Origin of the sequence: Pyxidicoccus caerfyrddinensis, from assembly GCF_010894405.1 — a bacterium.
Classification (GTDB): Bacteria; Myxococcota; Myxococcia; order Myxococcales; family Myxococcaceae; genus Myxococcus; species Myxococcus caerfyrddinensis.
Window position 1 is genome coordinate 655,531 of sequence record NZ_JAAIYA010000002.1, and the last position, 20,543, is coordinate 676,073.

13 protein-coding genes are annotated in these 20,543 nt (G+C 71.4%); 5 read left to right on the plus strand and 8 right to left on the minus strand.

The genetic code is table 11. The features are described from left to right. Position 1: 1 nt before the first annotated feature. The 6 genes from G4D86_RS06165 to G4D86_RS06190 form a co-directional block, all read right to left on the minus strand. Positions 2–1,201, minus strand: a complete 1,200-nt coding sequence (locus G4D86_RS06165; RefSeq protein WP_163990435.1) for a PilW family protein — start codon at positions 1,199–1,201, stop codon at positions 2–4. Beyond that, positions 1,198–1,722 (minus strand): type IV pilus modification PilV family protein, encoded by a 525-nt coding sequence (locus G4D86_RS06170; protein ID WP_163990437.1) that lies wholly within the window; start codon positions 1,720–1,722, stop codon positions 1,198–1,200. Before G4D86_RS06170 ends, G4D86_RS06165 begins: the two co-directional genes overlap by 4 nt. After that, a complete protein-coding gene (locus G4D86_RS06175) occupies positions 1,722–6,143 on the minus strand; it encodes a pilus assembly protein (RefSeq protein ID WP_163990439.1) in 4,422 nt (1,473 codons plus the stop codon). The genes G4D86_RS06170 and G4D86_RS06175 overlap by 1 nt, the downstream gene beginning before the upstream one ends. Before the next feature lie 42 nt (positions 6,144–6,185). Continuing rightward, positions 6,186–6,929 (minus strand): hypothetical protein, encoded by a 744-nt coding sequence (locus tag G4D86_RS06180; RefSeq protein WP_240360071.1) that lies wholly within the window; start codon positions 6,927–6,929, stop codon positions 6,186–6,188. Between the two features lie 268 nt (positions 6,930–7,197). Then, complete coding sequence (locus G4D86_RS06185; protein WP_163990441.1) at positions 7,198–8,898, minus strand: hypothetical protein; 1,701 nt, start codon at positions 8,896–8,898, stop codon at positions 7,198–7,200. A gap of 13 nt (positions 8,899–8,911) precedes the next feature. Then, positions 8,912–10,276, minus strand: a complete 1,365-nt coding sequence (locus G4D86_RS06190) for a bifunctional glycosyltransferase/class I SAM-dependent methyltransferase (protein ID WP_163990443.1) — start codon at positions 10,274–10,276, stop codon at positions 8,912–8,914. Between the two features lie 214 nt (positions 10,277–10,490). Here G4D86_RS06190 and G4D86_RS06195 point away from each other — a divergent pair, with 214 nt between their 5' ends. The 5 genes from G4D86_RS06195 to G4D86_RS06215 are packed head-to-tail and all read left to right on the plus strand — an operon-like array spanning position 10,491 to position 17,685. Continuing rightward, positions 10,491–12,686, plus strand: a complete 2,196-nt coding sequence (locus tag G4D86_RS06195) for a GumC family protein (RefSeq protein WP_163990445.1) — start codon at positions 10,491–10,493, stop codon at positions 12,684–12,686. Further along, a complete protein-coding gene (locus G4D86_RS06200) occupies positions 12,683–13,939 on the plus strand; it encodes a glycosyltransferase (protein ID WP_163990447.1) in 1,257 nt (418 codons plus the stop codon). Before G4D86_RS06195 ends, G4D86_RS06200 begins: the two co-directional genes overlap by 4 nt. Before the next feature lie 8 nt (positions 13,940–13,947). Then, positions 13,948–15,072, plus strand: coding sequence for a glycosyltransferase (locus G4D86_RS06205; protein WP_205519475.1), 1,125 nt, complete (start codon positions 13,948–13,950; stop codon positions 15,070–15,072). Beyond that, entirely contained in the window at positions 15,069–16,574 is a 1,506-nt protein-coding gene (locus G4D86_RS06210; RefSeq protein ID WP_163990450.1) for a hypothetical protein, read from the plus strand. The genes G4D86_RS06205 and G4D86_RS06210 overlap by 4 nt, the downstream gene beginning before the upstream one ends. Beyond that, on the plus strand, positions 16,543–17,685 hold the full coding sequence (locus G4D86_RS06215; RefSeq protein ID WP_163990452.1) for a glycosyltransferase family 4 protein: 1,143 nt from the start codon (positions 16,543–16,545) through the stop codon (positions 17,683–17,685). The genes G4D86_RS06210 and G4D86_RS06215 overlap by 32 nt, the downstream gene beginning before the upstream one ends. A gap of 12 nt (positions 17,686–17,697) precedes the next feature. On the opposite strand, the gene G4D86_RS06220 is transcribed toward G4D86_RS06215, so the two are convergent. Continuing rightward, positions 17,698–18,846, minus strand: coding sequence for a glycosyltransferase family 4 protein (locus G4D86_RS06220; RefSeq protein WP_163990454.1), 1,149 nt, complete (start codon positions 18,844–18,846; stop codon positions 17,698–17,700). 147 nt (positions 18,847–18,993) lie between these two features. Beyond that, on the minus strand, positions 18,994–20,220 hold the full coding sequence (locus G4D86_RS06225; protein ID WP_163990455.1) for a glycosyltransferase family 4 protein: 1,227 nt from the start codon (positions 20,218–20,220) through the stop codon (positions 18,994–18,996). Positions 20,221–20,543: the final 323 nt, after the last annotated feature.

Here is a 20,543-nt window from a genome sequence, read left to right on the forward strand (position 1 = left end):
CTCAGAACCCCGAGTAGCCGAAGTTGCGCGGCGCCAGGCGGATGACGGTGTGCCGCCGCTTGTAGCCGTCCATCAGGTTGCCGTCCGAATCCACGCCGCCGTCCGCCGACGTCTGTCCGGCCACGTCCATGCGCTGGGAGCGCGCGGTGATATCCACCTCCACCATCCGGACGCGCTTCATCAGCTCGTCGCGCGCGCTGCCCGGCCCGTCGTTGCCGGCCAGGGCGACGCCGGCGTCCCAGGTGACGAGGGGCGCGCAGAGCGCGTGCGTGCACTGGTCCAGCGCCGGGCGGGCGGCCGCGGGGTCGGGGAAGTAGAGCACGCCCCCGTCCGTCGACTCGGGGTTCATCACGCCCATGCGGACCTTGAGCTGCTCGATTTCCCGCGACACGGTGGCGTAGCCCTGGTTGCCGGTGAAGCCGTCCGGGTCCAGCTCCAGCGCCGGCTGGCCGCCCGTCCAATTCACCCGGAAGGAGCGGGCCGTCAGCGGCATGAGGTAGATGTCCGCGGCCCCCCAGACGGTGCCGTTGGTGCTCGCGGGATAGCTGGAGCAGGGGTGGCCACCGGGAAGGGCGTTGCCCGGCAGGCCCGGCGTCCACAAGAGGCCGTAGTCGCGGTCACCGGGCGGATTGACGGCCTGGTCCAGCGTGCCGATGACGCCCAGGCAGACCGCGGTGCGCGACGACGGCTCCGGAGCCACCACCGCCGCCACCCGTCCCAGCATCGAGTTGGGGGGCGCCACCGAGGTGCACAGCTTGTTTCCCACCCAGGGCGAAGAGGTGCCATCACACGTCTTCAGGGGAATCAGCACCCCGGGGTCCGTCTCCCAGAGCTCCAGCGCGTCCGAGGTGAGCCCCGCGTACTGGCCCGTCGGCTGCGCGAAGCCTCCGTCGGTGAACTGCGCGTTGGTGACGGGCCACACGGCATAGCGCAGGTCCGTCGAGCCCGCCCCGTTGGTGCCCACCGCCAGCGGCAGGCTGCCCGCGCCCGCGCCCGCGCGCTGGACGCTGGACGCAATCAGGTCGCGCGCGGCCCGCGCCGCGTTCTGCGTCTCCACCGTGCGCTCTTCCATGTAGCCACGGCGCTGCAGCTGCACGCCCACCACCACGGCCATGCTGAGGACTATCAGCGAGATGGTCGCGGCGATGAGCACTTCGATGAGGGTGAAGCCGCGCGGGGCGGACTGGCGTTTCTTCGTCATCGGGACATCCGGGTCTGCAGGGCCACGGCGCGGCGCGGGACCGAGGGTTCCTTCCAGCTCACCGTGACGCGCACGTTGACAATCATGCCCGTCGGCAGGCTCTGGCCGGCGACCAGGCGGGTGAGGCTCGGCGAGCCCTCCTCGCCGCCCTCGACGGGCGGGTCCACGTCCACCGCGACGGTGTACTGCATCCGCGGCGTCGAGCCGGCCGCGGGCGCCACCTCGGCCATCTCGCTGTTGGCGGACCACCACACCTGGCGCACGCTGTCATCCAGGGCCTGGATGTTGGAGCAGGGCGCCGCGTCGCTGCCCATGCAGCGCAGCGCGACGATGCGCTCCAGCTCCTGCTCTGCGATGAGCGTGGCCTGCGTCTGGTTGTTGTTCCGGCGGTTCTGCCGGGAGGTCGCCACCAGCACGGTGAGGACCCCGAGGATTCCCACCATGAGCACCGCGGCGGTCGCGATGGTCTCCAGCAGGGTGATGCCGCGCGCGTGCCGGCGGGAGCGGGGAGCAGCGTGCATTACGGCACCGCCTCCTGGATGCGCGTGCCGGAGCGCACGTCCCAGATGAGGATGTTGGATTTGCGCCCGGCGCCGCCGTTGCCCGTGCTGCCGTAGTTCTCGCTGCCCTTCGACACCACCCTGCCGTCCGCCGTGAGGAAGACGAGGTGGCGGTCGTGCACCACCGGCGCGTGCGTGCCGTGGCCCCCCAGGTCCGTGCCGTTGCCGGCGGAGGCCTGGCCCCCGGTGGTGAAGGCGTAGGCCTTGCCGCTCTCGGTGCTGCTCAGGCCGCAGACGTTGGCGGACTTGCCCACCGCCGTGGTGGTGAAGACGCCCGAGTCGGTCGCCGCCACGCCGCCCCACACCACCTGGCCGTCACCCAGCTCCTTGCTCCAGGCGTGGGTGGCGAGGCAGTTGCCGCCCGCGGGGCGGGCGGTGGGCGTCGGGTCGCGGTCGTCGTAGGCCATCACGTAGTAGTGCGGGCGCGGCGACGCCGTGTCGGCCGGCTCGTTGGCGATGTCCGGGTTGTTGCCGGTGCCGAAGTACAGCCGCACCGAGTTGCCGCCCGAGCCCGTCACCACCTGCGCGGAGATGCTGGAGAAGATGCGCTGGTGGGCGACGGAGTTCGCGAGGACGCCGGGCGCCGTCTGGGCATCGGCGACGACGCACGAGGAGAGCACCTTGCCCAGCTTGTTCACGTTGCCGGTGTCGGTGAGCGTGGGGTTGATGCGGTAGATCTTCCCGGACGTGGACGGGACGTAGATGACGTCATCGATGCCGTCCTGGTTGATGTCCACCGCCACCGGCTCGCCGCCGATGCCCTGGTTGAGGTCCGCCGCCACGTTCTTGCCCAGCGTCACCACGCCCGCCATCTTCGCCTCCGCGCCGGAGCCCGGCACCTGCGCCGGCAGGCCCGTCTTCATGTCCATGATGTAGACGGTGCCCACCGTGCCGGCTGCCGGCACGTAGTCCGTGGCGAAGATGGACACCCACTTCTTCCCGCCGGGACCGAAGTCCATGCGGGTGATGGCCGGGGCGTGCCGCGCACCCTGGGTGTCCGGCTTCACGGTGGCGCCGGCGGTCGCGAAGCCGGACGGCAGCGTCACGCAGCCGATGTCCGTGGGGCCGCAGGGGTCGCCGTTGGTCTTGAAGGTGTCGTTCTTCATGTCGAACTCCCACAGCGCCCGTGGGTAGTTGTTGTCGTTGGGGTCGGTGACGTCGAGGGCGAAGAAGACGCTCTCGTTGGGGCCGGTGGCGCTGGCCAGCGCCGTCTTCGCGCCGCGGTTCCACACGGAGGAGTTCATCACCCAGGCGTTGCCGTTGGTCGGCGTGTAGCCCGTCGTGGCGCTGTATTCGGAGCCCTGGCCCAGGTCGATGTCCGCCACGTTGGGCGTGGCATCCATGCTGGCGCGCAGCTTCGCCCGTGCGTCGGCGGTGGGGTTGCCGGGCACGCCGCTGGTGCGGCGGTAGTTCTCCACGTAGTAGGGCAGCAGCTTGTAGGGCAGGTACGCGAACAGCTCCGTCCCGTCACCGTAGTCGCGGGTGGTACCGCACGCACCCGCGCGGGCGAAGTAGCCCTGGCCTTCGGGGCGGGGGGTGCACGCGTCGTCCGCGGGCTTGTAGGAGCCGGTCTTCACCGCGTGCAGGTAGCCCTGCGTGGTCCCCACGTACGTCACCGTGGGCCGGTTGGCCACGGTGTTCTGGCGCATGAAGCGGTTGAGGTACTGGTCCTGCTCGGTCCGGTTCTGAGTCCGCAGCACCCAGCCGGGGACGCCCGCGGGGCCGATGACGGCCGGCGTGGAGAGCATGATGCCGCCCATGGGCCAGGTGCGCAGCCGGTCGTTGACGCTCGCCGCGTTCCGGTTCTCCCAGCCGTAGAGCCAGTCGCGCAGGAAGACGCGGTCGGCCGAGTTGCACGTGCCGTTCTGGTCCAGGTCGTACAGGTACGTCGTCCCGCTCCGGTACGTGGAGCCGCAGAGCGTGCTCGGGAAGGCGGGGCTGCTGTTGTCGGAGGACAGGAGGTAGTTCGACACCTCGCGAGTCTGCCCGTTCGGGTCCCGGGTGAGCAGCTTGCGCCGGGTGGCCGGGTCCGTCACCGTGCTCGGCCCCTCCAGGGTGTCCATCAGGTTGCGCAGCCACTCGCCGGAGTCCCACACCGGGGCGGCGGGGTCATACGGCTGCAGGTTGGTGGTGTCCGGGTTGTAGAGCTTCTTGAGGTGCAGGTGGCCGCGGTCCACGGTGTCCGCGAAGCCGTCGAAGACACGCGTGGACACCTCATCCACGCCGCCATCGAACCAGGTGCGGCCCGGCGTCTCGCGCACGCCGTAGACGACGACGTTGGCCATGGGGATGACGGAGGCCCGGCCGTACTGGCCGCTGCGCTGCGCCTTGTAGGACACGTTGACGTTGTGGATGGTGGGCTGGCAGGCCTCACCCGGGCTCTCCAGGATGGCGCGCCAGCACAGCTGCGTTCCCACGCGGCCGCGCTCCATCAGGTCCGTCACCACCGTCCCCGAGTCGCGGATGCCGCCGTCATTGCCGTTCAGGTTGACCTCCAGCCAGTTCGGCTCCGGGTTGGGCACGAGCCCGCCGTCGGCGCCGTGAACCTGGCAGTCCAGTGCCACCTCGTAGCGGATCTCCGGCCTGAGCGTGCCGGTGCCGCCGTCCGACAGGGGCACCGACTTCGAGCAGTTGGTGGCGATGCTGCCGCCGTCCGGCACGAAGTAGGGCTGGTCCACCACGTCGAACGCAATCTCGGTGATGGTGAAGTCGTCGGCCACGTTGATGGGGATGTCGGAGACGACGTCCGAGCGGAACGAGCCGTTGTTCTGCTTGTTGATGAGGGCGACGATGTCAGCGTACGTGCGGTCACCGCCGCCGACCTGGTCCTCCCAGCCGAGCAGCCACACCAGCGGGTTGTTGGTGGGCGCTCCCACCAGCGTGTGCGCCGCGCGGCGGTTGTACGAGTTCACGGTCTGGGTCTGTCCCACGGGGAACGTGATGCCGCCGTAGGCCGGGTCGGTCTGGAGCCGGCCGTAGCCCAGGGGCCCCAGCCAGCCCGGCGAGCGCAGCGTCTTCGTGACCACCGCCGAGGTGGTGCTCTGGTGGAGGTCCATGTTGAGCAGCGTCTTGGAGAAGAAGGTGTTGATGTCGCCGTGCAGCCACAGGTCGCACTGGAGCAGGCGCGTGTCGCCGACGGCGGTGGGCCGCGTGATGAGGCACGAGTCGGTGCCGCCGTAGATCTGCTCCACGTAGGTGTTGAGGAAGAAGACGATTTCGCGGTTGCCCTGAATCTTGCCGAGCTGCACGCGCTGGTCATCCGACTTGGTGACGCCCGCCGTCACGTCCTCGTCACCGATGACCTGGCCGGACGGGTCGATGGCGCTCGCCTTGTAGTCGGGGATGCCGTCGGCGTTGCCGGAGGTGTCCCAGATGGGGCCCACGAAGGCCGTGCCACCGTCATCCAGCCGCTTCCAGGCCATGCGCGGCGAGAGGCACTCGGAGGTGTTGGACTCGCGGCAGTAGTTGTCGTCGTCGTCCGTGGACATGAAGACGAAGTGACCGATGCCGCGGTTGGCGTTCAGCTCGTGCTTGGGCTCCAGCAGGTTGGGAACGTGGGGGAACAGGCCCTGGTCGCTGAAGTACGAGTCGACGGTCGTGGGGATGGCGCTCGACTTCAGGTCATCGTTGCCGTCGAGCAGGTCGCCGACGAAGTCGCGGACGCGCTGGCCCACCACGCCACCCTTGCCGGTAGGCTGGGCCGGATACGTGGGACCGGTGCTCCAGCGCTTGGGGCCGTAGTTGGCGACGTAGCTGGTGGTGCCGTTGCCGCTGCAGGGGCCGGTGAGCAGGTCCGGGTCCCTCAAGGTGACGGTACCGCCGCCGTCCCACAGGTTGTGGGTGAACGTGCGGCTGGGGCAGCGCGGCCCCACGCCGACGTACGGGCGCGCGCCGGCGCCCGCGGAGACGTTGTACAGGTCCTCGTGGAAGTCGGGGACGCGGTTGTTGTTCGTGTCCTTGAGGATGTCGTCGTTCGGGTCACCCGCGTCGCGGAGGTCGATGTACCCGGCGTCGATGAGCTCGTCGTAATAGAACCAGCCCAACGTGTGGGACGCGCCGTTGCCGGCCCGGTCGTCCACGATGAGGGCGTCCAGGTTCTGGTCGAACGGCAGGATGATGCGCTCGGGGTCCAACCGGTTGAGGTTGGTGTTCAACCGCAGCTTGGGCGGGTTGTCCGTCGTGACGATGATGGCGGCGGGGATGCCGGCATCCGCGCTGAAGTTGGGCTGCTTGTCCTCACCCGTGGTGTCGATGCAGAGGCTCTGGAGGCTGCCTCCGTCGGCCGTGGCGGGAGGCGTCCCTCCATCGGTCTGTGCCTGGGCGATTACGCCGCCGGCCGAAGCCAGGGCCACCGCGACCATCATGATTCGCTTCAAGCGCATGGTGTCTCCCCTTTCGGGGCAAGGAGATGAAGAGAGTTCAGTTCAGGGGGTCCAGGTGGGCATGGTGCCCGCGTAGGTGGACCCGTTGCTGCCGCCGCCGAGCTTGGTGCCGTACCCGCCGCCACCACCGACGCCGTTCTCGTTGGTGACGAGCGAGCGGACGATGGTGCGGTAGGGCTGGCCACCGCTCGAGCTCACCTCACCGACGGACACAATCCAGACCTGGTTGTTGGTGTCGGCCGTGCGGCTGACGTCTCCGTCCGCGTCATCCACGATGAAGACGCGGTAGCGGACGTTGTTGGGGGCCGGGTAGTCGGCGATGGCCACGCCGTCCGGACCGATGAGCTCCTGGTTCGCGCCGGAGACGCCCGGGTCGATTCCGGCGCCCACGGTGCCCCGGGTCATCTTGTAGTCGGTCCAGGGGATGACCTGGAACCACGGCGTGGCCGGCCGCGAAGGCAGGCCATCTTCCGTGACGTACCCGGCGAGGCCCGTGCCGTTGAACTGGTTGCCCAGCTCCGTGAAGACCCCATTGTACTGCTGGTTGTCTCCCACGATGGCTTGGACGATGACCCGGGCCTCGGCCATGCCCGCCTCGGCGGCGAAGAAGGCCTCGCGGGCGCGGCGCTCGTGGGCCTGCAGGTTGCTCTCCGTGGTCACCGCACGCAGCGCCACCAGCACCGCGACGGTGGTCATGGCGATGAGCCCCATGGCCAGCAGCAGCGTGAAGCCACGCCGGGAGCGCTGGCGCGTGGGCACACACGAAGGGGACGGGAGACGGTTCACCTGAGGCTCCTTGCCGGACAGGCAACGGGGAAGAGCGGTGTCACACGCTCAGCAATCCCCGGGCCCACCGAGAAGGCGCGCGGACTCCAATTTTTTCAGCCCTTTGGCACGCACCCTGGGTGGAAGGTGACACGTGTTGGACTGACAACCTTTTGCATGGTCCGCAAAAGTTGCGAGGCAGGATGGACGGAGTGCGACCCTTGCAACTGAGTTTCTCTTGAAGTGTGAGATACCGGAATCTCTGCAAGAGGCGGAATCCCGGTGCCCTTCAGGCGCCGGGGCGGGGCCAGAAGGGGACGTGGCGCCCGGGCGGGGAGAGCCACACGGACTGGAGGAAGCGCACGGCGTTGCGGTCCGCGTCGTCGTGCTCGGTGGTGAGGGCGTGGAGGGTGGCCACGAGCGCCAGCGTGGCGAGGCCCGCGCCGAGGGCCGCCGGGAGGGGCCACCGCCGCGAGGGGCCCCGCGCCACCTCGCGGTACACCCACACGGCCACGGCCAGCAGCGCGGCGAGCAGCACCAGGCCCGCGGCGGGCTGGGGCAGCCCGAGGAAGGACAGCACCCCCGCGGGGAAGTAGCCCGCGTCCATGAGCGGCAGCGCCAGCCCACCCACGGCGTTGGAGACGTCGTCGGGGATGTAGTTGACGAAGGTGGCCGCTCCGGTGGTGAGGATGGACGCCGCGCACAGCATGGCGGCGGCGCCGAGCACCCACGTCCGTCCGGAGGAGCGCAGCCGCTCCAGCCAGAGGCCGGCGGGCAGCAGGAGGAAGGGGACCAGGCCGGTGAGGTGGCGCGGCCCCGTCGTCCAACCCCATGAGTCATACGAGAAGGACGAGGTGAAGTACGTGTAGCCCACCAGCAGCGCCACGCCCATCCACGCCACCGCGCGCTGCTCGGGTGCGGCCGGGGGGCGCCGCTGCATCCGCGCGAGCCCGGGCAGCGCCAGCAGGAGGAAGGGGGACAGGGTGAACAGGCCGCGCAGCGGTGAGAAGAAGGACAGGGCGAAGGCGCGCGGGTCTGGCGTGCGGATGCCGAGGAAGCCGCCCAGGTGCCACGGCTGGTAGGCCGCGTCGTTGAGGTACTTGTAGCCCGTCGTCAGCGGGTGGCCGAAGGCGGCCTGGTGGTAGAGCGCCAGCGCCACCACGAAGGGCAGCGCGCCCAGCGTGGCGAGCCCCGCGGCACGGCCCAGGCGCACGAGGCGCTCGCGCAGGGGGGCCGGCTGGAAGAGGACGGTGAGCGCCGCGTACAGGACGAGGCCCAGCACGCCGAGCGCGCCGGTGTACTCGGCGGCCACGGTGGCCCCGGCGCAGGCGCCCGCCACCAGGTAGCCGCGCTCGCGCCAGTCTCCGCGCGCGCAGCGCCACAGCGCGTAGAAGCCGGCGAAGAGGAGCACCGCCGTCGTCTGGTGGCTCATGAAGAGCAGCGAGTAGCTGAAGGCCAGCGAGCCCAGCCCGTACGTCACCGTGAGGGCGTCCGCCACGGGCGCCTCCAGGTGCGCGCGCAGGTAGCGCCGCACCAGCCACAGCATGCCCAGCGTGGGCAGCACGGTGAGCCACAGGCGCGAGAAGAAGACGAGCGGCACCTCCGGCACGGCGTGGCGGTGGCCTCCGCCCACGGCGCGCAGGGTGGCGTACAGCGGCACGGCGGCGAACGACAGCAGCGGCGCCTTGCTGGGGTAGTACTTCCCGTCCTTCACGGACAAGTCACCCACGTAGCCGTAGTCGCGCAGCGCGCCGTTGATGTCGAGCGTGCCGTACTCCACCAGCGCGCGCGTCTGCCACAGCCGGCACAGCTCGTTCGGCGAGCGCAGGCCCGGGTGGTAGGGGAACAGCAGCACGTACAGAGCCACCAGGGCGACCCAGACGGCACGTGGTGCGCCCGCCGCCGGGGACACGGGGCGCTCGACGGGGGCGGATGAGGTCTCCGTGGACGAGGGCTCCCCGGGGGACGTGGACTGGGACGCGGCGCTCATGGACGCGACTCCCTCACGCATCGCTCCCGGTGACGCGGGCCACGGCGAAGAGGCTCATGCCCACCGGCAGCTTCACGCGGGACTCCGCCTGGGCGAAGAGGGGCGCCAGCGTGTCGTACAGCTTGAGCTGGAGCTTGGGCACCGAGCGGCGGCGCAACAGGCGGCTGTTGACGAACCAGCCGGGCATGCCGACCAGATTCATCCACTCCAGCTTCTCCACCGCGAAGCCGTTCTCCTCCAGCACCGCGCGCAGCGTGGCGGGCGTGTAGCGGCGGTGGTGGCCCACCGCCTCGTCGATGGCGCCGAACAACTGCGGCAGCGCGGGGACGAGGATGACCACCCGGCCGCCGGGGGACAGAATCTGCCGGAAGCGCCGCACCGCCGAGGCGTCGTCGGGGATGTGCTCCAGCACGTTGGAGAGGACGATGGTGTCCAGGTGCTCGTCCTTGAGGGACTCCCAGTCCGCCAGCGCCACATCGGACAGGTAGGGCCGCACGTGGGGCTTGCCGCGGAAGAGGTTCTTCAGGCGGTCCACGTAGAAGCGGTCCACCTCCAGCGCGATGAGCAGCTCCAGGCCCGACTCCAGCTCGCGCGTAATCGTGCCGATGCCCGAGCCAATCTCCAGCACGCGGCGGCCCAGGTGCTCGCGGAAGCGGCGGGCCAGCCACTGGTTGTAGTGGGTGGCGCCGTCCATGCGCTCCAGCGTGGTGTAGCCCTCGTGCTGGTTGTCCGCGTCGTCGCGCACGGTGGCGTAGCGCAAGAGCGTGCGCAGCCGGGACAGGTGTTGCGTGGCGCGCGGGCGGCGCGGCACCACCGGCGTGGGCGGCAGGTCCACCTCGGTGAGGCGGAAGAGCTGCGCGGCCAGCTTCACCACCAACTCCGCGTCCACCGCGTCGTCGTCGCTGGTGAGGGTGACGGAGCGCAGCGCCTCGGTGCGGAAGGCACGCAGGCCGGTGAGCGGGTCCGCCAGCGCCACGTCGGTGACGAAGCGGGTGACGTGCCCCAGGGCCCGGTCCGCGAGCTGCGCGGGCGCGAGGCCCTGGCCCAGGCTCGGGAAGGTGCGGCGGCCGAACACGGCGTCCGCGGTGTCCGCGCGGATGGGGCCCACCAGCGTGTCGTACACGTCCGGAGACCAGGCGGTGTCCGGGTCCTGCAGCACCGTCACCGCGCCCGTCACGTGGGCCAGCGCGGCGCGGATGGCCGCTCCCTTGCCTCCCTGCACGGCGAGCACATGCAGGCGCGGGTGGGCGTCCACCTCCACGGGGCCCTCGCCCGCCAGCACCACCTCGGCATTGCGTGACAGCTCCCGCGCGAAGCGTGCGGCGGTGTCGGCGTTGCGAGGTGAGTAGGGCAGGACGAAGGAGAGCGAGGAATTCACGCGGCGGTGAGTAGCACAGGGCGCCAGGACGCGCGCGTCTTGGGACGTGCGGGCCTGGAAGATGAATGGATGGAGGGCGTCCAGGCGACGGTGGAACGATGGACAACCCGGCGTGGAAACGGCACGCTCGACGGCGCTTTTTTCGTGTGGGTGAAGGTCGGGCGGAGGTCCCTCGGACCGGGCCGCTGCAGAGGCATTCCAGGAGAGACGAGACGTGGACGGAACCGTGTTCGACCCGGCCGGCGGTGGCGCCGGTGCCCTGACGCCCGCGGGCATGATGCAGCACGTGCGCGCGCTGTGGCGGCGCAAATGGGTCGTGCTCGGCGTGACGGTGGTGGTGGCGGCGCTGGCGGCCGCGTACACGCTGCGTCAGCCCAAGGTCTACTCGGCCAGCACCTCGCTCATCATCGACGTGATGGCGCCGCGCTTCCTCGACGGGGACGTGAAGGAGGTCATGGGCGAGGAGCGCAGCAACTACTGGTTCAACAAGGAGTACTACGCCACGCAGAGCGAAATCATCACCTCGCGCGCGGTGGCGAGCCGGGTGGTGGACAAGCTGGGCCTGGCGATGGACGCGGACTTCCTGGGCCTGGCGAAGGTGCAGGACGAGAAGCTGCGCGTGCAGGCCATGCAGTCCACGGACGCGGTGGCCGCGCTCCAGTCGCGCATCCGCGTGGTGCCGGCGAAGGACTCGCGCGTCATGGACATCGCGGTGGATGACCTGGACCCGAAGCGCGCGGCGCTCCTGGCCAACGAGGTCGCCTCCGCGTACATGGCGGAGAACCTGGCCCTCAAGCTGCGCATCACCGAGGACGCGCGGACCTGGCTGGAAGGCCGGCTGGGCGAGCTGGAGTCCAAGTCCAAGTCCAGCGAGCTGGCCGTCTACGACTTCAAGAAGGACGCGGACATGCTGTCCACGTCGCTCGAGTCGCGGATGAGCATCGTCAGCGAGCGCATCAACTCGTACAACCTCAAGCTGACCGAGGTGCGCATCCAGATTGCCGCGCAGCAGGCGCGCGTGGAGGCCATCAACAAGCTGCGCAAGGCGTCACCCGAGGACGAGACGTGGGCGGAGGCCCTCACGGGGATGAACGAGGGCCCCATCCAGGACCTCCGGCGCAGCTACACCGAGCTGCGCGTCAGCTGCGCGGAGCTGGGCGAGCGCTACCTCCCCGAGCACCCGAAGCTGCTGGAGTGCAACCGCAAGCTGTCGGTGGTGCGCGAGGACTTCCTCAAGAGCCTGAGCAACATCGTGCGCGCGGCGGAGACGTCGCTCACGGAGGCGGTGGCCCAGGAGAAGAACCTGGTGCGCCTGCTGGACACGGCCAAGGTGGAGGCCTTCGCGGTGAACAAGAAGGCCATCGAGTTCGACCGGCTCAAGCGCGACTCGGACAGCAACCAGCGCCTGTACGAGCTGGTCGCCAAGCGCCTCAAGGACATCGAGCTGTCGGGCCTGCTGCGCACCAGCAACGTGCGCGTGCTGGACCCGGCCCGGCCCATCTTCGGGCCGGTGAAGCCCAACGTGCACCGCAACCTGGCCATGGGCCTGGTGATGGGCCTGCTCGCGGGCCTGGGCCTGGCCTTCCTGCTGGAGCTGCTGGAGAACAGCGTGGCCACGCAGGCGGACGTGGAGGAGCGGCTGGGGCTGGCCTTCCTGGGCGTGGTGCCGCGCATCGAGGGCAACAAGGCGCCGCGCGACAGGGATTTGCACGTGCACCGCGAGCCGAAGTCGTCGGTGGCGGAGTGCTGCCGGGCCATCCGGACGAACCTGCTCTTCATGTCGCCGGACAAGCCCTTCAAGACGCTGGTGGTGACGTCCAGCGGCCCTCAGGAGGGCAAGTCCACCACGTGCATCAACCTGGGCGTGGCCATGGCGCAGAGTGGCAACCGGGTGCTGCTGCTGGACACGGACATGCGCCGGCCGCGGCTGCACCGCGCCTTCGGGGTGCCCAATGAGATGGGCATCTCCTCGCTGGTGGTGGGCGAGGGCACGCTGGAGAAGGCGGTGAAGAGCACGGAGGTGCCCGGCCTCTTCGTGCTGCCGTGCGGCCCGCTGCCGCCCAACCCGGCGGAGCTCCTGCACACGAAGGCCTTCGCGGACCTGCTCAAGTCGATGGCCGAGCGCTTCGACCGCGTCATCCTGGACAGCCCGCCCATCAACGCGGTGGCGGACGCGGCGGTGCTGGCCACGCAGGCGGACGGCGTGGTGCTGGTGCTGAAGGCGGGGAAGACGAACCGCGAGTCCGCGCGTCGCGCGCTGCGCTCGCTGGCGGACGTGCAGGCGCGCATGTACGGCGCCGTCCTCAACGACGTGGACCTGAAGGCGCCGCGCTACGGGGACTCGTACCTGGCCTACCAGGGCTACGGGCAGTACGCCGAGGAGTCCAAGGACGGGGTGGCGCAGTCGTGAGCGGGCCGTCAGCCGGCGCGGGGCTCCGGGTGTTGCATCTGGGCAAGTTCTATCCGCCCGCCTCCGGCGGTATGGAGGGCCACGTGCAGACGCTGGCCCGCGCCCAGGCGGAACTGGGCGCGCAGGTGGAGGTGCTGTGCGCCAACCACTCGGCGGACGGCGCGGGCACCAGCCACGAGTTCCACGGGAAGAGCCCTACGCGCGAGGACTGGGACGGACCGGTGCGCGTGGTGCGCCTGGGCCGCGCGGCCTCCGTGGCGCGCATGGACGTGATGCCGGACCTGCCGGGTGTGCTGCGGCGCGCGCTGGCGCGGGGCGTGGACGTGCTGCACCTGCACACGCCCAACCCCAGCATGCTGCTGGCGCTGGACGTGGCGCCCCGACTGCCGCCCCTCTTCATCACCCACCACAGTGACGTCATCCGGCAGCGGGTGGCGGGCGCGCTCTTCCGCCCCTTCGAGGCGCTGCTGTACGCGCGCGCCCGGCGGGTGCTGGCCACCAGCGAGGCGTACGTGCCGGGCTCGCCGCTGCTGCGCGCCTTCCGGAGCCGTGTGCGCGCGCTGCCGCTGGGCATCGACCTGACGCCGTACCTGCAGCCGTCCGCCGAGGCGCTGGCGGCGGAGGCGCGCTGGCGAGCGGAGGCCGCGGGCGGGCCGCTGTGGCTGATGGTGGGGCGGCTCGTCTACTACAAGGGTTTGTTCACCGCGCTGGAGGCACTGGCGCGGGTGCCGGGCCGGCTGGTGGTGGTGGGGCAGGGGCCTCTGCAGGCGGAAGGCCGGGAGCGGGCGCGGGCGCTGGGCGTGGAGGACCGGGTGACGTGGGCGGGCTACCTGCCGCCGGACGCGCTCACCGGCGCCTACCTCGCGGCCACCGCGCTGTGGTTCCCGAGCAACGCGCGCAGCGAGGCGTATGGCCTGTCGCAGGTGGAGGCCATGGCCAGCGGGCTGCCGGTGCTCAACACCGCGATTCCGCACTCGGGCGTGCCGTGGGTGAGCCGTCACGAGGAGACGGGACTGACGGTGCCGGTGGGCGACGCGCCGGCGCTGGCCATCGCCGCGCGGCGGCTGGTGGAGGACCCGGGCTTCGCGAAGCGGCTGGGCCACGCGGCGCGCGAGCGGGCGGTGGCCGAGTTCGGGCATGACGTCATGGCCACGCGCAGCCTGTCGCTGTACGCGGAGGCGCTCGGCCGGCCCGCGCCGGTGGTGGAGGCGGAAGCCCCCGTCACACAGCGCGCCGCCGCGGGCAGGGCGTGAGGCATCCCATGCGCGTGCTGCACGTCTACAGCGGCAACCTCTACGGAGGCGTGGAGACCTTCCTCCACACGGTGGCGCGGGAGCAGGCGCGCCAGCCCGGGCTGACGCACGCCTTCGCGCTCTGCTTCGAGGGCCGGCTGGCCGACGAGCTGCGCGCGACGGGCACCGAGCTGCACCTGCTGGGCGAGGCGCGAGTGGGCCGCCCGTGGACGGTGTGGCGCGCGCGGGTGGCGCTGCGAGAGTTGCTCAAGCGCGAGCGCTACGACGCCGTCCTCTGCCATGCCATCTGGCCGCAGGCGCTGTTCGGTCCGGTGGTGCGTGCGGCCGGTGTGCCGCTCGTCTTCTACCAGCACGACGCGCTGAACGGCCGGCACTGGCTGGAGCGCTGGGCGCGTGTCACCGCGCCGGACCTGGTCATCACCAACAGCCGCTACTCGGCGGGGACGCTGGCAGCCGTCTATCCCCATGCGCGCTCGCGACTGGCCTACTGCCCGGTGCTCGCGCCTGCGCGGGCGGGCGCCGAGGACAGGGCGCGCCTGCGCGCGGAGCTGGGCGCGGGCGACGGTGAAGTCGTCATCGTCCAGACCAGTCGCATGCAGGAGTGGAAGGGACAGCGACTGCTGCTGGAGGCACTCGGGCGGCTGCGCCAGGTGCCGGGCTGGCGGGCCTGGGTGGCCGGTGGCGCGCAGCGGCCGGAGGAGGAGACCTACCTCGCCGGGCTGAAGGCCCAGGCCGAAGGGCTGGGGCTGACCGAGCGGGTGAGCTTCCTCGGGCAGCGCTCGGACGTGCCCCAGCTGCTGCGGGCCGCGGACATCCACTGCCAGCCCAACGTCTCCGCGGAGCCGTTCGGCATCGCCTTCGTGGAGGCCCTGCAGGCCGGGCTGCCCGTCGTCACCACGGCCATGGGCGGGCCCCTGGAAATCGTCGACTACTCGTGTGGCGTGCTCGTGCCGCCCCGGCCGGCGCCCCTGGCCACGGAGCTGCGCAAGCTCATCGAGCATCCGGAGGTGCGTCAGCGGCTGGGCGCGGCGGGGCCGGCTCGCGCGGCGAAGCTGTGTGACCCGTCCGTCTACCTGCGCAACCTGGACGAGGCCCTGCGCGACGTCGTCACGGGAGGGCTGCGCGCATCATGAGGAGCCCGCGTCCGCCGACTGTGCCCGGGGTGGTGAGGCCGCAGCTCCAGGGCCCGGGCGTGCTGCGTCGCCGGTACGTGCGCCGCGCGCCGGGTGCTCCGCTGGAGGCCCTGGCGCCAGGTGCTCGGGTGGAGCCCGTCTCCACGGAGACGGCGGCGGCGCCGGCTCCCACTCGCGGGGGACTGCTCGCGTCGGGGCGGCTGGTGCCGCTCTTCATCGGCCTGCTCATGGCCTGCCAGTTGGCGCTGCTGGTGCCGGCGATTGCTCCGCTGCGCGTGGTGGTGCGCATCCTGGCCTTCGGCGTCAGCCTGTTGCTGCTGGCGCTCGTCCGAGGCCGGAGCCTCAAGCACCCGGCGCGGCCCTTCATCCTGGGCGCCATGGCCGTCACCGCGCTCAACTTCTTCCACCCCGGCACGTCCAGTCCGCTGGCGGGCCTGGTGCAGCTGGGCATCCAGCTCTCCATCATCGCGCCGCTCTTGTGGGTGACGCGGCTGTCCATCGACGGGAAGACGTTCCGCAGCACGCTGGCGCTGCTCTTCCTCTTCAACGTGGCGAGCGCGACGGTGGGCGTGCTCCAGGTGTACTTCCCCGGCCGCTTCCAGCCGCCGGTGTCGCAGGTGGTGCAGGGCCTGGGCGAGGGCTACGTGCGCAGCCTCGAGTTCGAGACGGCGAGCGGCGAGCGCGTGTTCCGTCCCATGGGCCTGACGGACACGCCGGGTGGCGCGGCCACGGGTGGCTTCTATGCGGTGCTGCTGGGCGGCGGCTTCCTGCTGTCGTCCCGGCGCGGGCTGGTGCGCGTGCTGGCCGCGGGCGGCATCCTGATAGGGCTGCTCTGCGTCTACCTCTGTCAGGTGCGCGCCACCTTCGTCACGCTGGGGGTGTGCCTGCTGGCGATGGCGGGCGTGCTCGCGCTCAGCGGCCGGCTGATGCGGATGGTGGCGCTGCTGGCGGTGGTGGGCGGCGCGGCGGTGGGCGCCTTCGGGTGGGCGGTGACGGTGGGCGGGAGCGCGGTGACGGCGCGCTGGAGCACCCTGCTCGAGGGCCGGCCCGAGGACGTCTACCAGCAGAACCGCGGCGGCTTCGTGACGCGGACGTTCGAGCACCTGCTGCCGGAGTTTCCCCTGGGCGCGGGCCTGGGCCGCTACGGCATGGCCAACGCGTACTTCGGTGACAACAGCGACCGGGAGTACCCGGCGCTGTGGGCCGAGGTGCAGTGGACGGCCTGGGTCTACGACGGCGGCTTCCTGGTGGTGGCGCTCTACCCGCTGGCGATGCTGGCCACGCTGTGGTGGGTGTTCCGCGTCGCGCGGCGGAAGGACGACACGGGCGATGAGTTCTGGCTGTGGGGCAGCGTCATCTTCGCGTACAACCTGGGCGCCCTGGCGCTGACCTTCAGCTACGCCTTCTTCCTGAGCCAGACGGGCATGGAGTTCTGGCTGCTCAACGCGGCGCTCTTCGGCGCCATGGCACATGCGAAGACCGTACACGCTCATCGCCGGTGACTTCGTCGCCACCGGAGGCATGGACCGCGCCAACCTGGCGCTGGCGCTCTGGCTTGCGAAGCAGGGCGGCCCGGTGCGGCTGGTGGCGCACCGGGTGGCGGACGAGCTGCTCGGCTATCCCAACGTGCGCTTCGTGCGCGTGCCCAAGCCGGGCAATGCGTACCTCCTGGGCGAGCCGCTGCTGGACGCGGTGGGCCGTGCGTGGGCGCTGCGCACTCGCGCCGAGGGTGGACGCGTGCTGGCCAACGGCGGCAACTGTCCGGTGCCCGGGGCCAACTGGGTGCACTACGTCCACGGGGCCTATGTCTCCGAGCCCGTGGGCGGCGCGCTGCGCCAGCTCAAGGGGCGGGTGAGTCACCGGCTCTACCTGCGTGGTGAGCGCGAGGCGCTGCGGCGCGCGCGGGTCATCATCGCCAACTCGGAGCGCACCCGCGCGGACCTGGTGGCGGCCACGGGCGTGCCGGAGTCGAAGGTGCGCGTCGTCTACTACGGCGGGGACCCGGAGCGCTTCCGGCCCGCCTCGCCCGAGGAGCGGCGCGCGGCACGGGCGGCGCTGGGCTGGCCGGAGTCCCGGCGGGTGGCGCTGTTCGTGGGGGCGCTGGGAGACCGGCGCAAGGGCTTCGACACGCTCTTCCATGCGTGGGCGCGGCTGTGCGCGCGCGGGGACTGGGGCGTGGACCTCAAGGCGGTGGGCGTGGGCGCGCAGCGCGAGGCGTGGGAGCTCGAGGCTCAGGCGAAGGGGCTGGGCGAGCGCATCCAGTTCCTGGGGTTCCGCAAGGACGTGCCAGTGCTGCTGTCCGCGGCGGACCTGCTGGTGGCGCCCACGCGGTACGAGGCCTACGGGCTGGGCGTGCACGAGGCGCTGTGCGCGGGGCTGCCCGCGCTGGTGAGCCGCACCGCGGGCGTGGCGGAGCGCTACCCGGCCGTGCTGCAAGGGCTGCTGCTGGACGACCCGGACGACGTGGACGGGCTGGTGCGGCGGTTGGAGGCGTGGCGGGAGAACGAGGCGACCTGGGCGCCTCACGTGGCCGCGCTGTCCGAGTCGCTGCGCGCGCAGACGTGGGACGGCATGGCCGCGGCGATCGTGGATGTGGTGGACCGCGAGGGCTGAATCGCCGCGTGACTACCGCGCGTCCATCGCCTCCGTGAAGAAGTCGAGGTGCGCGCGCGCCACCACCGGCCAGGCGAAGCGGGTGACGGCGCGCTCCCTTCCTCGTGCGGACCATTCACGGCGGCGCTCCGGGCTCTCCAGCAGCCCGGCCAGCGCATCGGTCCACGCGGGCGGGGCTGCTTCGGGCAGCACGAGGCCGGCGTCGCCCACGGTGCGCGGCACCTCACCGGAGTCACTGCCGAGCACGGGCACGCCGCAGGCGAAGCCCTCCGCGAGCATGCGGCCGAACTGCTCCTTCCACTTGGGCGCCGTCTGGCTGGGCGCGCACAGCACGTCCATGGCGTTGAGCACGCGCGGCACACCGGTATGCGGCACGCCGGTGACGATGCGCACCTTGTCTCCGTGACGCGCGCCCCAGGCCCGCAGCGCTGCTTCCATCGGACCGCCGCCCGCGAAGAGTGCGCGCCACGGCGTGGTCAGCCGCTCCAGCGCCTCCATCAGCAGCGGCACGCCCTTCTCCGGAACGAAGCGCCCCAGGTAACCCACCACGGGCGGCCCCGAGGTCTCCCACCCGAGCTCACGCAGGAGTGTCTCCCCCGAAGCGCGGTCCGGGCGGAACAGCTCGGTGTCCACGCCCATGGGGATGTAGCGCGCGGGCCGCTGCGCATAGCCGGGACGGGAGAGGAGGTTGTCCTTCACCGTCTCGCCCCAGGCCACCCAGCCCGCGGAGCGCTGGACGACGAAGCGCTCCATCTGCGCGAAGGGCGGCGGGTAGCGCTTGGAGAGGTTCTGCGCGGTGCAGAAGACGAGCGGCACCTTGCGCGGCGTGAGCAGTGCCACCTCCAGGCCCGCCAGCACGTAGGGCTCTTCCCACGAGTGCACCAGGTCCACGTCGCCAGACAGCCGCGCCCGCAGCTCCGGCCCGTACACGAAGCCGTGCAGTGAGCGGCTGAAGAGGGCGCGCACGTCCTCCACGCGCGCGGGCTCGCCCGGCTCGCGCTGGAGGGTGAGGGGGCTCAGGTCGCCGTGGAAGAAGCGGGGTGCGACGGCGGTGATGTCCCAGTCGCCTCCGCCCACGCGCGCCATCTCGTTGGCGAGGCGCCGGTTGAGGGTGACGACGTAGGAATGCGAGACGGTGACGAGCCTGCGTGGCCGCTTCACGTGGGAGCCCTCGGGTGCGCGTGTGACCGAACCAGAGCCGTCGGGGCGGGTCAAGGCATGGCATCGGGAGGGGGCCTGCGCCGGACATCCCGCGCGGAAGGGGCCGGATGCTCTCGTCGAGCGCCAGCCCCGAAGCTGAAGAGTGATTCAGTCCCCAGGAACGAGCGAGCGGTACACCGCGAGCACCTCACGCGCGTACCGCTCGCGGGAGAACCGCTCCACCGCCGTGCGCCGCGCCGCCTCGCCCAGCCGCGTCCTCCGCGCGCCGTCCTCCAGCAGCGACTCCAGCGCCGTCACCAGCGCGCCCATATCTCCCGGAGGCACGGTCAGCGCGTCCACGCCATCCGTGAGCCCCTCCGCCGCGCCGCTCGCGCGTGAGACGACCGCCGCCCGCCCGCAGGCCAGCGCCTCCGCGATGGTGAGCCCGAACGGCTCGCGACGGGTGCTGGCGTGCACGAATACATCCAATGCGCGGTACACGCGGGCCGGCTCCGGCTGGAAGGGCACCAACCCCGCGCGGCCCCCAAGCCCGCTCGACGCGATGAGCCCGCGCAACTCCTCTTCGGAGAACTGCGAGCCGGGCGTCCGGTACAGCGGCGCCCCCACCAGGTAGAAGCGCGCGGGCAGGGCGGGGTGCCGCCGCATCAGCTTCGCCGCCGCCTCCAGGAAGACGTCATGCCCCTTCCAGCGCGCGTACGTCGCCACCAGCCCCACGCGCAGCGTGCCCTCGGGCGCCGGAGGCAGGCCGGCCAGCGCGTCCAGCCGCGCGCCATCCCCGGGGCCTGGGGAGAAGCGCTCCACGTCCACGCCGTTGTGCACCACGTGCACGGGCACTCCGCTCAGCACCTCGCGCGTGTCCTCGCCCACCGCGCCCGAGTTGGCGATGGCCGCGTCCGCCAGCGGCGCCAGCGTCCCCATCGCCCGGCGCACCAGCGGCCGCTCGCCCAGGAAGTCGTGGATGTGCCACACCCGCTTCAGCGGCAGGCCCACCGTCACCGGGCTCAGCAGGTGCGTCTTGATGCCATTGGAGTGCAGCAGCTGCGGCCCCACCGCCGCCACCTCACGGCGCAGCGCCCGGCCATAGTCCGCGAGCAGCAACGGCGTCGGCGCCAGTCCCCATGCGAAGCGCAAGACCTCTCGCGGCCCCCGCCCGCGCAGCGCGCTGTCCCCCAGCGCGGACAGCCGCTCCGGCAATGGCAGCGCGCGCGCCTCCACCCCCAGCGCGCGCGCCTCGTCCACCAGCGGCCCCTCCGTGCCCGCGAGCAGGTGGAGCGACAGCCCCGCGTCCAGCCGCTTCAGGCACGCCATCAAGTCCAACAGCGCGCGCTCGGCTCCGCCGAGGATTCCCACCGGGTTGAGGAAGAGGATTCGCACGGCGAGTCGGACCGAATCAGACCCCTCCAGATCGGTCAAGGCATCGCCGCGCGGCTCGGAGCGAAGACCTCCCCGCTCTCCTGTCTGCTCGCACTGAGAAGAGTGACGCTCCGTGAAGCAACCCTGTGATGCATGTGAAACAGGGAATTCATTTGGGCGCTTCCAGAGGGGCGACGTCATTCTGGAGAATTCCGTGCGACTTGCCGCGCCGGCCTTCGTTGCATTGGGAAGGCGTGTGGTTCGCCCAGAGGGGGAAGGGTCTGGTGAGACCCTTCAAGCCGGGATGGCCGCGCGCATCGGGACGGGCGATGATGACCGAGACG

Bases quoted from the DNA above. Each gene is read 5' to 3' on its own strand.
- G4D86_RS06215 (WP_163990452.1), top strand. From the start codon at position 16,543: ATGCGAAGACCGTACACGCTCATCGCCGGTGACTTCGTCGCCACCGGA.
- G4D86_RS06165 (WP_163990435.1), bottom strand. From the start codon at position 1,201: ATGACGAAGAAACGCCAGTCCGCCCCGCGCGGCTTCACCCTCATCGAA.
- G4D86_RS06205 (WP_205519475.1), top strand. From the start codon at position 13,948: ATGCGCGTGCTGCACGTCTACAGCGGCAACCTCTACGGAGGCGTGGAG.
- G4D86_RS06175 (WP_163990439.1), bottom strand. From the start codon at position 6,143: ATGCGCTTGAAGCGAATCATGATGGTCGCGGTGGCCCTGGCTTCGGCC.
- G4D86_RS06210 (WP_163990450.1), top strand. From the start codon at position 15,069: ATGAGGAGCCCGCGTCCGCCGACTGTGCCCGGGGTGGTGAGGCCGCAG.
- G4D86_RS06185 (WP_163990441.1), bottom strand. From the start codon at position 8,898: ATGAGCGCCGCGTCCCAGTCCACGTCCCCCGGGGAGCCCTCGTCCACG.
- G4D86_RS06170 (WP_163990437.1), bottom strand. From the start codon at position 1,722: ATGCACGCTGCTCCCCGCTCCCGCCGGCACGCGCGCGGCATCACCCTG.